The sequence below is a fragment of the Imperialibacter roseus genome, assembly GCF_032999765.1.
Taxonomy (GTDB): Bacteria; Bacteroidota; Bacteroidia; order Cytophagales; family Cyclobacteriaceae; genus Imperialibacter; species Imperialibacter roseus.
Genome location: NZ_CP136051.1, coordinates 135,260 through 148,645 on the forward strand (window position 1 = coordinate 135,260; position 13,386 = coordinate 148,645).

Annotated in this window: 13 protein-coding genes; 5 read left to right on the top strand and 8 right to left on the bottom strand. The window is 46.2% G+C overall.

What is annotated here, in order from left to right; genetic code table 11:
- Nucleotides 1–202: 202 nt before the first annotated feature.
- From RT717_RS00475 to RT717_RS00485, 3 genes are all read left to right on the top strand, one after another.
- Complete coding sequence (locus RT717_RS00475; protein WP_317489781.1) at nt 203–2,617, top strand: TonB-dependent receptor; 2,415 nt, start codon at nt 203–205, stop codon at nt 2,615–2,617.
- A gap of 153 nt (nt 2,618–2,770) precedes the next feature.
- Nucleotides 2,771–3,496, top strand: coding sequence for a hypothetical protein (locus tag RT717_RS00480; RefSeq protein WP_317489782.1), 726 nt, complete (start codon nt 2,771–2,773; stop codon nt 3,494–3,496).
- 62 nt (nt 3,497–3,558) lie between these two features.
- Nucleotides 3,559–6,654, top strand: coding sequence for a WD40/YVTN/BNR-like repeat-containing protein (locus RT717_RS00485; RefSeq protein WP_317489783.1), 3,096 nt, complete (start codon nt 3,559–3,561; stop codon nt 6,652–6,654).
- A 68-nt stretch (nt 6,655–6,722) separates the two neighbouring features.
- Here the strand turns inward: RT717_RS00485 and RT717_RS00490 are convergent, their stop codons facing one another.
- From RT717_RS00490 to RT717_RS00515, 6 genes are all read right to left on the bottom strand, one after another.
- Complete coding sequence (locus tag RT717_RS00490) at nt 6,723–7,769, bottom strand: MBL fold metallo-hydrolase (RefSeq protein WP_317489784.1); 1,047 nt, start codon at nt 7,767–7,769, stop codon at nt 6,723–6,725.
- A gap of 71 nt (nt 7,770–7,840) precedes the next feature.
- Nucleotides 7,841–8,701 carry an HAD-IIA family hydrolase gene (locus RT717_RS00495; RefSeq protein WP_317489785.1) on the bottom strand — a complete coding sequence of 287 codons (861 nt, stop codon included), beginning with the start codon at nt 8,699–8,701 and terminating at the stop codon, nt 7,841–7,843.
- Nucleotides 8,702–8,704: 3 nt separating this feature from the next.
- Nucleotides 8,705–9,751: an aminoglycoside phosphotransferase/kinase family protein gene (locus RT717_RS00500; protein WP_317489786.1), complete on the bottom strand. Its 1,047-nt coding sequence runs from the start codon at nt 9,749–9,751 to the stop codon at nt 8,705–8,707.
- Between the two features lie 107 nt (nt 9,752–9,858).
- Entirely contained in the window at nt 9,859–10,227 is a 369-nt protein-coding gene (gene crcB, locus RT717_RS00505; RefSeq protein WP_317489787.1) for a fluoride efflux transporter CrcB, read from the bottom strand.
- Complete coding sequence (locus tag RT717_RS00510; RefSeq protein WP_317489788.1) at nt 10,224–10,664, bottom strand: hypothetical protein; 441 nt, start codon at nt 10,662–10,664, stop codon at nt 10,224–10,226. Before RT717_RS00510 ends, crcB begins: the two co-directional genes overlap by 4 nt.
- Before the next feature lie 9 nt (nt 10,665–10,673).
- Nucleotides 10,674–11,276 carry an acyl carrier protein phosphodiesterase gene (locus RT717_RS00515; protein WP_317489789.1) on the bottom strand — a complete coding sequence of 201 codons (603 nt, stop codon included), beginning with the start codon at nt 11,274–11,276 and terminating at the stop codon, nt 10,674–10,676.
- A gap of 211 nt (nt 11,277–11,487) precedes the next feature.
- Between RT717_RS00515 and RT717_RS00520 the strand changes: the two genes are divergently transcribed.
- Nucleotides 11,488–11,886 carry a tellurite resistance TerB family protein gene (locus RT717_RS00520; protein ID WP_317489790.1) on the top strand — a complete coding sequence of 133 codons (399 nt, stop codon included), beginning with the start codon at nt 11,488–11,490 and terminating at the stop codon, nt 11,884–11,886.
- Between the two features lie 227 nt (nt 11,887–12,113).
- Here RT717_RS00520 and RT717_RS00525 read toward each other — a convergent pair whose 3' ends face one another.
- Complete coding sequence (locus tag RT717_RS00525; protein WP_317489791.1) at nt 12,114–12,323, bottom strand: helix-turn-helix transcriptional regulator; 210 nt, start codon at nt 12,321–12,323, stop codon at nt 12,114–12,116.
- 4 nt (nt 12,324–12,327) lie between these two features.
- Entirely contained in the window at nt 12,328–12,729 is a 402-nt protein-coding gene (locus RT717_RS00530) for a hypothetical protein (protein WP_317489792.1), read from the bottom strand.
- A gap of 187 nt (nt 12,730–12,916) precedes the next feature.
- Here RT717_RS00530 and RT717_RS00535 point away from each other — a divergent pair, with 187 nt between their 5' ends.
- The gene (locus RT717_RS00535) at nt 12,917–13,384 is read left to right on the top strand and encodes a (2Fe-2S)-binding protein (protein ID WP_317489793.1); all 468 of its coding nucleotides are present in this window, start codon (nt 12,917–12,919) and stop codon (nt 13,382–13,384) included.
- The last annotated feature ends 2 nt before the right edge of the window (nt 13,385–13,386 follow it).

Genomic DNA, 13,386 nt, shown 5'->3' on the forward strand with positions numbered 1-13,386 from the left:
TGACGATCTTTTACTTTTTGGCTGCAATGGCTATGTTGCTTGTAGTTAAATTTCACTTTCCCCAGAGATTTTTTCTTAACCAGCTATCCAGATTATTCAAAATTCACAGGCTGTTTTTCTAACAAGTATTGGCCGGAGGACAAAGCTCTAATCCGCATAAATTCATTTATTATTGCATAAGGGTTATTTTAATGCCATCTGAATGGGAAAGAAATTGCTATGCGCCCTGTCTTTGCTTTTTTGTGTGATGCTTGCTGAAGCGCAGATTACACAAACTGTAACTGGGACAGTGATTGAGAAAGAAACCAAACTACCACTTCCTGGTGTCAATGTTTTGCTGGCGGATACGCTTGGAGCTGTAGGCACCGTCACGGATCTGAATGGGGTGTTTATTTTGAGAAATGTGCCGCTTGGCAGGCGTTCTTTCAGGTTTTCGTTTATCGGCTATAAAGAGACATCACTCAGCAACATCCTGGTTACTTCCGGTAAAGAGCTTTCACTTGCTGTTGAAATGGAGGAGTCGGTGGAAGCACTGCAGGAAGTTGTCATTCAGGCATCGGCAAGCAACGAGCCAATGAACGACATGGCAGTTGTCAGCGTCAGGGCTTTTACGGTAGAAGAAACCGACCGATATGCTGGAAGCCGGGGCGACCCGGCCCGTATGGCGTCCAACTTTGCCGGCGTTCAGGGTGCCGACGACTCACGGAATGATATCGTTATCAGAGGCAATTCCCCACAGGGTGTACTCTGGCAACTTGAGGGCATCAATATCCCGAACCCCAACCATTTTTCCATTCCGGGCACAGCCGGTGGGCCGGTGAGCATCATTAACAATAAGATTCTGGCTAATTCCGATTTCTACACCGGGGCTTTTCCCGCCGAATATGGCAATAGCATTGCGGGTGTTTTTGACCTGAGAATGAGAAATGGAAATAACCGAAGGCACGAATTCAGCGGGCAGCTGGGCTTTTTGGGTACGGAGGTTTTCGGGGAAGGACCACTTTCGAAGAAGCATACCTCTTCTTACCTTTTTAATTACCGGTATTCCACCTTGTCGCTGTTCAGTAGCCTGGGAATTGATATCGGCACATCAGCAGTCCCCAAATACCAGGACATGGCCTTTCGTTTGAATTTTCCTCTGAAAGGCGGTGGGAGCATCTCAGCTTTTGGCATTGGTGGGGATAGCGACATTGATATCCTGATCAGCGAGCAGAAAAAGCCGGAGCGTAACTTGTATGGTGAAAACGACCGGGATCAGTATTTCAGTACCAAAATGGGCGTAACGGGACTCAGCTACACAAAGCCACTTAGCAGCAACACTTTAATGAAGGCAACGCTGGCGGCCTCTGCTGGTAGTCAGGATGCCCAGCACTATTTTATCTACAGGCATGTGGATGCCGAAGGATTTTATGCTGTCGATTCCCTGCCTCAGATTCTTGGCTATCAGTTCAACCAGGCAAAATATTCAGCCATTCTCACCTTTTATCAAAAGCTGAACGCTAAAAACTCCCTTGTTTACGGCTTCAACAACGACCTGTACAGTTTCAACTTTCTTGACAGCGCAAGAGTGCTTCAGGATAGTGGAGTCGACTTCAGTGAGTTTACGACAAGGTGGAACTCGCAGGAGCAGGCTGTCCTTCTTCAGCCCTATGTGCAGTGGAAGCACAAGTTCAACGACAGACTGAGCTTGGTATCGGGGCTGCATAGCCAATACTTTAGCCTCAGCAAAAGCTTTTCACCCATAGAACCAAGAGCAGGGGTGGCCTGGCAAATGGGAAAAGGTCAGAGCCTCAATGCAGGAGTAGGGCTTCATAGTCAAATACAGCCAACCTACCTTTATTTTTATTCCAAGCCGGGGGCTTCAGGTCTTTACAATCGGGAGATGGACTTTACAAAGAGCATTCATTATGTGGCTTCGTATGCTAAGATGGTTACTGCCAATATCCGGTTCAAAACCGAAGTGTATTATCAGTACTTGTTTAATATTCCTGTTGAGAGAAACAGCTCCTCTTTTTCTCTGGTCAACACGGGGGCAGGCTTTTCCCGATTCTTCCCCGACTCCCTGGTAAACACAGGGAAGAGTAGAAATTATGGCATAGAATTTACACTCGACAGGGCTTTTACGGGTGGTTATTTTTTCATGCTCACCACTTCCCTGTTTGAATCAAAATACAAAGGCAGCGATGGTGTGCTAAGAGACACTGACTTTAATGGGAATTATGCAGTCAACGCACTTTTCACAAAAGAATGGACTATCATGAAAGACAATTTGATTGGCCTGGGAACCAAAATCACCACCGCTGGGGGTAGAAGGTATGGTCCGGCAGACCCTGTAGCTTCGGAGAGAGAAAAAGAGGTGATTTATGTTGACGAAACAAGAAATTCACTTCAATTTCCGCCTTATTTTCGAGCCGATATTCGCATCAACTACCGCATTAACAGACCAAAGCTAAGCCACGAGATTGCAGTGGACCTTGTCAACATATTGGGCATCAAAAATGTGCTGAAGTTAAGCTGGGCACCTGATCAAACCGACCCTTCTGCTGACCCCATTCGCAGGGAATATCAACTCGGGTTTTTACCGCTGTTTTACTATCGGGTAGATTTTTCGCTTTAATCGAAGCGACCGTGCTCGGCGGCTGATGGGTTTTGTCTAAGGCGGGTAAGAAATTGTTGAGTTGGTATAAACGGAAAAAATAGCTTTTGAGCTGTAATATCCTTTATTTAAAGGCTACTAATTCAATATACTGAACCATTAATCAAACTAATTATGAAACGTTTATCTTATTTGGTCATCATTTTGGCCCTCACTTGCACCGGAATTTCAACCGCTCAGGCCCAGAATGTTGACGATATACTGGCTAGCTACTTCGAAATCACAGGTGGGCTTAGCAACTGGAAAAACCTGAAGAGCATGAAAATGACCGGTAAAATGCTGCAGGGTGGCCTGGAATTCCCAGCTGTTATGTCGCAGAAGTACCCCAACAAGTTTAGAATGGATATTGATATTCAGGGAAAGAAGATCATTCAGGCTTACGACGGAAAAGAAGGATGGATGATCAATCCACTGGCCCAAATTACTGAGCCCAAAGTGCTTACTGCCGAAGAGGTGAAAGAAATGGAAGACAACCAGATGGAAGATGAGTTCATTGACTACAAAAGCAAAGGACACGCTGTAGCATTGGACGGAGAGGAGAACATTGAAGGAACTGATTGCTTTAAAGTGAAGCTCACGAAGAAAAGTGGGGATATTGAGTATCACTTTTTCGATAAAGACAATAACGTGCCTATTATGGTCAGAACTTTTGCCAAATCAGGCCCTACTGAAGGTCAGCCAGTGGAAACTTTCATGAGTGACTACGATGCTGTTGGTGATTTTATGCTTCCGTTTTCGATGACGACTAAGTTTCAAGGTCAAACTGTGATGCAGATAGTTGTAGACAGCTACGACCTGAATGCCACATTGGACGACTCGGTGTTTGCACTTCCTAAATAATATCCTGAGGCCTGCGTTCCAGCGGGCCTCTGTATTTCCTGCATTCAGTTAACCCCATTTCTATGAAAAAACTTATATCTGTGTGGTTGCCTGTTCTGGCGGCCATTGTCATATCTCCGTTTTCTCTATTTGCCCAGTCTTCTATAAAAACAAGTGACCTTTTTGGAGACATCAGGGCACGACACATTGGCCCGGCGCTGATGAGCGGAAGAATTTCTGATATCGACGTGGTCAACAGCAAGCCCGAAGTAATTTATGTCGGAGCAGCTGGAGGAGGTGTATGGAAATCGCAGAGTGCCGGGGCTTTGTTTACATCAGTTTTTGACGAGCATACCCAATCAATTGGTAAGGTGACCATTGATCAAAACCACCCCGACACTGTGTGGGTCGGAACGGGCGAAACCTGGGTAAGAAACAGTGCGTCGGTAGGCGATGGCATCTACAAAACCACTGACGGAGGTTCTTCATGGAAAAACATGGGGCTGAAAGACTCCGAAAGGATCAGCGATATTATTGTTGACCCCACCAATTCAAATACCGTGTATGTGGGCGTGCTGGGCCATCTTTGGAATGACCACGAAGAGCGTGGGGTTTATAAAACAACCGATGGTGGAGAAACATGGCAAAAGATGCTTTATGTCAACCCTCAAACTGGCTGTGCTGACCTCACAATGGATCCGGAAGATCCGAATACACTGTATGCAGCCATGTGGGACTTCCGCCGTACGCCGTATTCGTTTAGATCAGGAGGGCCGGGAAGTGGATTACATAAAACTACCGATGGCGGCAAGACCTGGACTAAAGTAACCCAGGGCCTGCCTAAAGGCACACTGGGCAGGCTGGCAGTGGAAATTGCGCCGTCTAACCGCAATATTATCTACTTATCAGTGGAGGCGGACAGGGAAGAGGAAAAGGGACTCTACCGGTCTGATAACGCCGGTGAATCATTTACCCTCGTCAATGGCGACTTTAACAATAAAGTGAGGCCTTTCTACTTTGCCAGGTTGACGGTTTCTCCTTCCAACGAAAAAATTGTTTATAAATGCGGGCTGCAATTGATCATGTCGGAAGACAGCGGTGCTACCTTTAAAATCATTGACAGCGGCATGCACTCCGACATCCATGCTGTGTGGATTCATCCTACCGATTCAAAATTCAATTTGGCAGGCACTGATGGCGGGCTTTACAGAACGCTCGACAATGGCAATACCTATACAATGTTCATGAACCTGCCGCTGGCACAATACTACCATGTGAGCGTTGATATGGAGGAGCCTTTTAATATTTATGGTGGGCTTCAGGACAATGGCTCGTGGAGGGGGCCATCCAAAAGTCAGGGAGGTATAGCCAGCAAAGACTGGCAGTTTGTGCTGGGGGGCGATGGCTTTGCTGCCCATGTCGATTCAGAAGACAAAAATGTAGTGTATGCCGAAGCTCAGGGCGGCGAGATAAGCCGGGTGAACCTACTCTCTGCTGACAGCAAAGACATCAAACCTTACCCAAGGGTAGGCGAAGCGGAGTTTCGTTTCAATTGGAATGCGCCGATTCACAAAAGCCCGTCAAACCCGAAACGACTTTACTTTGGTAGCCAGTTCTTGTTTATGTCGGAAGACAAGGGAGAATCATGGAATCGACTTTCTCCCGACCTGACCACCAACGACCCAACCCGTCAACAGCAAAAGCAGTCTGGTGGTCTTTCGACCGACAACTCAGCGGCTGAAAACAACACAACGATTTATGCCATTGCCGAGTCGCCGCTCGATGAAAAACTGATTTGGGTAGGTACTGATGATGGCAACCTGCAGGTAACCACCGATGGAGGAGCTACATGGACAAATGTTTCTCCCAACATCTCAGGATTGCCCGCTAAAAGCTGGTGTACGAGCGTGGAGCCTGGTCACTTCGATAAAAACACCATATATGTCACGTTCGATCACCACCGGATGGGCGAAATACAACCTTACTTGTTTAAGAGTGCTGATCTTGGTAAAACATGGGTTTCACTTGCAACACCTGATATTTCTGGCTATGCCTTGTCGGTGCGGGAAGATTTAGTGAATCAAAATCTCATATTTCTTGGCACTGAATTCGGGCTCTACATTTCAGTGGACGGCGGATCAAATTGGGGTAGGTTCTCCAACAACGTGCCGAAAGTTGGCGTCAGAGACATGGTGATTCACCCAAGGGACAATGCCCTGGTTTTAGCAACCCATGGCCGGGGTGTTATCATCATCGATGATTTGCCAGCGCTGAGGGCACTTACTCCGGAAGTCATGGACAAACCTTTTACTTTTTTTGATAGTCCTCAAGCCTATACTTCAGGCTTTGATTTTGGTGGTGGTTGGTTTGGTGGAGCAGGCGAATTCGTGGGGCAGAACCCTAATGAGGCTCCTCGTATTATCTACTTTCAGCAGAAGCGACATGTATTCGGCAAAATGTTCATTCAGGTGTTTGATGAGGCGGGTGATATGATCAAGGAACTTCCGGCTGGCAAGTCGGCCGGTGTCAATATTGTGGACATGCCCACCAGAATGGATAAGCCAAAGGCAGCTCCGACCAACAACCGGATGTCGCTGATTGGTAATGTATTTGGCCCTGACCTGCCTGGCGGCACCTATAAGGCAGTGGTGACGAAGGGCAAGGAAACGTTTGAGACTACTTACACTGTTGGCTACGACCCCAAGTCGCCGCACTCTGTCGAAGACCGAAAGCTGCAGGAGCAAACTGTGCGGAAACTTTATGACATGACAGAGCAGATGGCCTGGGTATACGATGTGTCTTCGAAGTTGCAGCAGCAAGCTGAAGATTTGGCCAGGAGCCAGCCTAAGCTGGCAAAGAAGGCAACAGCCTACGCCAGGTCGGTTCAGGTATTTAAAGACAATCTGGTGTTCCTCGGAGGGGATTTCTATGTCAATGAGGACGAACGACTCAGTGAGAAGATAAGTCAAATTTACGGCACAATCACCCGCTACCCAGGCAGGCCTTCACAGTCTCACCTGGATAGAATAGCCACGCTGGAAGCTGATTTTAAAGTCGAACAGCTGAAGTTTGCTGCCTTAACTGGCGAAGAGCTACAGAAATTAAATTCGGCTATTGAAAAAGCAGGAGTAGAGGCACTGAAAGTGCAGAGCTTTGAGGCATTCAAAGCGAGTGAATAAATGAAAAACTGCCCTGTTTGCTCCAAAAGTGAAAACAGGGCAGTTTTTTTATCACCACTCTGCTTTTATCACTTTAAACTCAGCTCACTGGAGTATTTCCTCCACCAGTTCTTATCGGTTGGGTTGTCGAACAAATGCACCCATTCACCAGGAGCCGGGGTCACGGTTTTAATTTTGTGGGTGTCGGCCAATTCATTTAACCATTTAATGGGCTCGTACCAACTGTGCAGGGCCAGGTCAAAAGTGCCCCAGTGGGTGGGGTAGAACTGCCCGCCCTGCAGCTGAAGAAATGCTTCGACTGCCTCTTCCGGGTTAAGGTGAATATCGTGCCAGGCTGGGTCGTAGGCGCCAATCGGCATGAGCGACATATCGAATGGACCATATTTTTCCCCGATCTCAGAGTAGCCATCAAAATATCCAGAGTCTCCCGCAAAGTAGATATTGCTTTCTCCGAACTTCAACACCCATGAGCACCAAAGGGTATTGTCTCGGGTAAACAGCCTGCCTGAGAAGTGGCGGGCTGGCGCCGCTGTGAAAGTATAGCCGTCGCCCTCGAAGCTTTCCCACCAATCTTTTTCAATAATATTTTCTTTCGGCACCCCCCAATGCTCCAGATGAGATGACACGCCAACTGGGACAATAAACTTTTTCACTTTACCCTTCAAGGCCAGGATAGTCGGGTAGTCGAGGTGATCATAATGGTCGTGCGACAGCACTACTGCCTCTATGGCTGGTAACTTTCCCGGGTCGATGGGCGACGGGGCATAGCGCTTCGGCCCCATCCATTGGAAGGGTGAAGCCCTTTCTCCCAGCATAGGGTCAAGCAGAAAGTATTTACCTCCGGCGTGAATGAGCACAGCTGCATGGCCAAGCCAGTTGAGGTAAATGCCGGTCTTGTCCAGCACATTGATGATGTCACGATTGGCCTCTTCAAATTTGTAAGCACTGGTTGGCGCTTTCTCTGTTTTTCGTCTCATGTACCGCCCCATTACATGAGGCATGTCTTTGAGAGACGCTGCGGTGGTGCTTACCGGGTTTTGAAAACGTCCTTTTTGGTATTGATCCGATCGATTGATGACCTCTTTTTCGGGAGCCTTACCGAAGCTTTTTATCATGCTAACAATGTTTTACTTATGAAGACGATCAAAGGTCGGTTTTACTTTATTTTTCACTAAAGAGTGTTCGGCTATTCTTCTTTTTCTATCACCGCCGACTCGCAAATGTAGGTGGGGATAATGCCTGTGGTTTTGATCCTCAAGTCCGCTTGCTCAGGCAAGATATTCCCCGTTAGCACAAGCACAGTATCCAGACCAAATTTGTTACCTCCAATAATGTCTGTGATCAGTGTGTCTCCTACCATGAGTATCTCATCTTTGCCAACCTTCATACCATTATTGATCGCATGCTCGTAAGCAAAATTGAACATTTGTGCGTCAGGCTTGCCAAACCTTATAAATTGTTTGCCCACAATAGTCTCCACCATATCGGCCAGGCTTCCTACTGCAATCGCCACCTCGTGTTTTGCTACGGGGTAGGCATAGTCCGTATTAGCTACAATAGCCGGAATATTCTTCATTCTCAGCAGATTCACCACTTTATTGATGTCATGGTTCCAATCAAATCCTTCGTCGTCGAGAAACACCAGCGCATTAATATCATCGGCGTTGTCAATATCCAGCTGGGAAATGGGAACTGTCTTCAAATCATTGGTTTCGATATAGTGAGCCGACTCTTCCGTGCCCAGAAAGGCAACCGATCCTTTTTTCACCTTCAGAGTAAGGTACTCCTTGGCAAGCATACCCGACGACACTATCCTGTCTTCTGTAATATTGGGTATACCAAGCTTTTGGTACTTTTCGGCCAGTTGCAGCGGGCTTCGGGAGGCATCGTTGGTGAGGATGAAATAATTGATGCCTTGTTCTTCCAGGTAGGTGAAGGTGTTTTCTATACCAGGGATGAGTCCTTTATAGTTTTTCAACACCCCAAATGCATCGAAAAAGACCGTTTTGTATTTTGAAACAACTGACTTAAAACTTCTAATACGCATCAACTACAGATTTAATGCCCGGCAGATCTTATCAGCATCAAAGGTCTTGTCCAGGCTGGGAAAATAAATTTCGAAGGCTTCCTGCCGCAAGCGACTGGAATAAAGCTCATGAAAGAAATAGCGACCATCTTTTACAACATAGTTGAGGATGAAAAAGCGGTAGGCTTCCTTCATGAATAAAACTTCATCTTTGGATAATGGGTAAACTGCATGATAGGCTTTAAGGAAAATCAAGAAACGATCTTCCATCAACGGATCAATCAGATAGCTAAAGATAGTACGATCTCCGATATCTGACGTTACCCGGCTGAAAAAGTAGAAGTCCATGACCCTGCTGCTCATCCTAAACCAGTCGTAGTCCCAGCGGGAATAAAACCGAAAGTCCTTGGTGACGGAGAAGTTTCCGATGTTCCAGTCGATAAAAACAGGAATCGTATCAAAATTTTGAGCTTTCAGCTTATCGCTGTTCTCATAAAGCATTTCGCACTGCTGAAGAATGGTGTCTCTTTGACCACGGTATTCAAAGCGGCCAGGGGCAGTGTCAAGTATTTCCACCAGCTGATCAAGGTCGTCCTTGGCTTGCTTGAAGTTGCGGGGTAGCGTATTTCTGACTTTTTTACAGGCCTTGTGAAATTTGGCCAGCTCTTCACCCAAAATGCCAATTTGAGTCTCGTTAAGTCTTTTGGGAGGCTTTTGATCAATTTTTATGGGATTATAAAACACAACCCATGCATCCAGAAGGCTGTTTTGATACCGGTAGGTAAATAGCTGTCCGTGCTTGGTGAGTGACTTTGCGACAAAGTTTTCAAAAGGGTCGGGCAGGTTGTTGGCCAGGGCGTTGATGATGGTATGATCCTCTACAAAGTGCTGGTAACGCCCAAAATAGGAAAGCTTGGCAATCACCAGGCTGTCATCTTCTAGCTTTACTCGGTATACATAATTGGTAGAGACTTTTGCACTTATGTCCGCAATGGACTTGATGCATTGGCTGGGATCGTATTCGTGCCAGGCCTCTCTTATAATCGTTGTAAAATCAAAAAGTTTTTGCAATTGAATTAGGGTTATGTGTTGTTACAATGGTATTTGATTAATCTTATCAGCCTATAAAGCCATATGTATTATAATAACGTAATTGTCGCAGATAGTTGCAGTGCCACTTATTTAATCAGCGACATACCAAAAAGCACAGCCAGGAAGCCCATGATCACACTTCCAAGAAAATAAAACGCCGCCATCAGGTAATGGCCTGTGGTAATAAAGTTGATATTTTCGGCGGAAAAGGTTGAAAAGGTGGTGAATCCACCACAAAATCCCGTAGCGAGGAGAAGAAACATATCTCTGGTCATCCATTCAGTTTTCACGCCGGCGCCAATGAGTATGCCGATGATAAAGCAACCCAACACGTTGGCAGTGAAAGTGCCCAAAGGAAACTCCATTGGAAGCCATTTGGTGCCCGCAAGAGCCAAAAGGTAGCGCCCTATGCTCCCGGCGAAGCCGCCTGCGCCCACAAGTAATACCTCCTTCATGTTTTTGCCCTGCTGAATTTTTGATGCATATATTTTAGCAGCTGTGCGTAGTCGGTGTGCTCCTGCTGGCTCACGCTTATTTTCCTGCCGTCATCAAATATAAGCGTTACTTCCTTGTAAACCCCTCCTGCCGTTTTGATTGTCTCCTCCTTCCATTTTTGGAGATTCTTGCCTGTGTAGGTCAATTTTTTTCGCCTAATGGGGAAAAACACTTCAAAACGTTCTTTGGCCACTTTCACGTTTTTGAGCGACCAAATCACTTTGATAAGGATAGCCAGCATAATGCCTATAAGAATAGGAAGCAGCAAGCGACCCAGCCACTTCCACTGACCCATGTTAGGCAGTTGGTAATAAATAAGCCCGAGGAGGCCGCCGGCCACTACTTCAAAAACGGCAATACTGAAGTAAGTATTAATTTTAGGTTTGCAAACAATCATGGCGCAAAGTTACAAGGAAAACCTGTTTTTGAGCTCATCAAGGAATTGATTAGATGAATGGATGAGTTCAGGGAAAAAGATGTTAAATTCTTTTTCGAAAGAGTCGTAGTGCGCTTCAAGTGTTTTGTGGGCAAGCTCCATGTGCGAGTTGAATGAAGTGCGCCTCGACATGCCGGTAAGGGTCCATTTAATACCTTCTATGAATTGGTAGTTGTACAGCCAATTATCGGCGCTCATGTAACTCAGCATTTTTGAGGCTCTTGGTGGCAGGTCAGCTTCTCTCGATTTGGCCAACTTGTAGAAATCTTCAGTGAACGATTTCAAATCTTGTGAGTGATGCTTTTGCCAGTCCCTTGCCAGAAAGTGGTCGTAAAAAACGTCAACAATAACGGGGGCATAGTGCCCAAAATCTTCCCGCAGTTTTAACTTACTTTCTCTCACCACTTCGTGGGTATCTGTATAGGTGTCGATGTGCCGGTGGAGCATGATGCCAACCTGGATGGGGGTAGGAAACTCTGTGAGCTGGTTACCTTTCACAAAGTCACCAATAAAGTTGCCCAGTTGAATGTCCCTTTCGGGGCCGGAAAGATGTATATGGGCCAAAAAATTCATTTCATTGACAGATTTTAGTCATTCCCCTGTTAGGTTTTTGTACTTAATGAATAAAGAAAAGCATTTTTAAAACAACTACGTGCTCCTGTTCGCTGATATCCTTTTAATTTCACATAATTTGTTATTTTTACTGGTTCACAACTCGGAAGCGAGTTAGTTCGACCTAAGCAGTACTAGTCAATCCGCCATGGGCACCGTTACAAGTCAGTATATGTCCCGTTCACAGCTCCAGATTTTGGTGCAGCTGGCCAAAATAGATGGGGTCGTGTCGCAGGATGAAATTGACCTGATAAGGCAGGTAGGAAAAGCCAATGGGCTCACTGAGGAAGATATTGCCACTGCCTTCGACGAGACTCATGAAGTAGGCAACCTTGCTGACCTTACAGACGACGAGAAGTACGAGTACATGTACCGTGTAGTGCAACTCATGAAGATTGACGGTCGACTATACAAGGAGGAGATTACCTATTGCGCCAAGATGGCCTCCAAAATGGGCTACAACGAAGATGTGCTGTACCATCTCATCACCAAAATCTATTCCGACCCCCACGTATCGGCTGACAAAGATGCATTGAAGAAAAAAGTGCAGAAATATCTCATCAAAGACTAGGGACCAATCTGTATCTCTGGGGATTGAATGTTTCGTTGTGGTCAAAAAAAAGCAAAACTGGTTCAATGCGTCTCGCCCGGCCGGGTTAGGCTTGGACCTTTTGCTTTTTTATGACCACTCGGGGCATCGGGTTTAAAGAGTAATCCCCAGAATTTCCGCTTGATCAAAGACTAGTACTCCGTTTCATCTCTCTGGCGACACTCTTAAAATAGCTGATCTGCAAGGCGCTATGCTTCCCAATCGTCATCCTCCAGGGAGAATATATTGTCAACTTTCTCATTGAACACGTGGGCAATCTTGAGCGATAAGAGCGTGGAGGGGATAAATTTCCCGGTCTCAATGGAATTAATGGTTTGTCGAGAAACTCCCACTTTGTGAGCCAGATCAGCCTGGGTGAAATTGTGCCTGGCCCGCTCTACTTTTATTGAGTTTGTCATGTAGCTATTCCTTTACCCTTAAATATTGAAACCACCCAATAGCAATTATGAGCGTGATTGAAAGGTATTCAAAGGCCGAAATGGAATACCAGCTATCTGTTTCAATGGAGTAGCCCTGATAGTTTCGAACATAATTAATCAGCATTGTTATCACGGCACCTAAAGGCACTGCTGCGGCCAATGACCTGAATTTGAGATAGGCAATTCTTTCATCATAAACTTTCTCCCGTGAGAAAAAAATCATAACAAGGCCCATAGCAACAGGAAAGCTGAGTCCTGCAAAGTCCATTATTTGATACTCGGTAAGTCTGTGAAGGAAGACGATGAGTCCAAAAAGGATGGTGACCCCACCAAGGGCTTTCGTCCAATACGGATATAGACAACTTGGAACAATCGATTTTTGCATGATTTACATAATTAGTCGTTAAAAGAAGACTAAAAGTAAAGTTAACTTTACATAAAGACAAATGAATTTGATTTTTGGTTATGGCATGCAGGTGTGAATGCTGAAAGAGAGGAATAGCGACTGGATGGCTGTGGTTTTTAATTTCTCCGGTTAAATGGCTAACTTAAAGCATACTAAAAGTCTGATCATGGCATCTCTCACCCTTCGCATCAACAACAAAGACTACCCTATGGAGGTCGATCCGCAAATGCCTCTCCTCTGGGCCATTCGTGACTTCGCTCAGTTGACAGGAACCAAATTTGGCTGCGGCATTTCGCAATGCGGCGCTTGCACCGTCCATATCGATGGCGAGCCGGTTCGTTCATGTGTTACGCCAGTCTCGGGCGCCACGGGGAAATCAATAACGACTATCGAAGGTTTGTCGGCTGATAACGACCATCCTGTTCAGCAAGCATGGCAGGAAGAGCAGGTGCCGCAGTGCGGGTATTGTCAGTCGGGCCAAATTATGACAGCTGCGGCCTTGCTGAGAAAGCATCCGCAGCCCAGTGAGGAGCAGGTCAGTGCTTATATGTCGCCCATCATTTGTCGCTGCGGCACTTACGTTCGCATAAAAAAGGCCGTTAGCAAGGCCATTGAAATCAACCAGAAAGCCTAGCC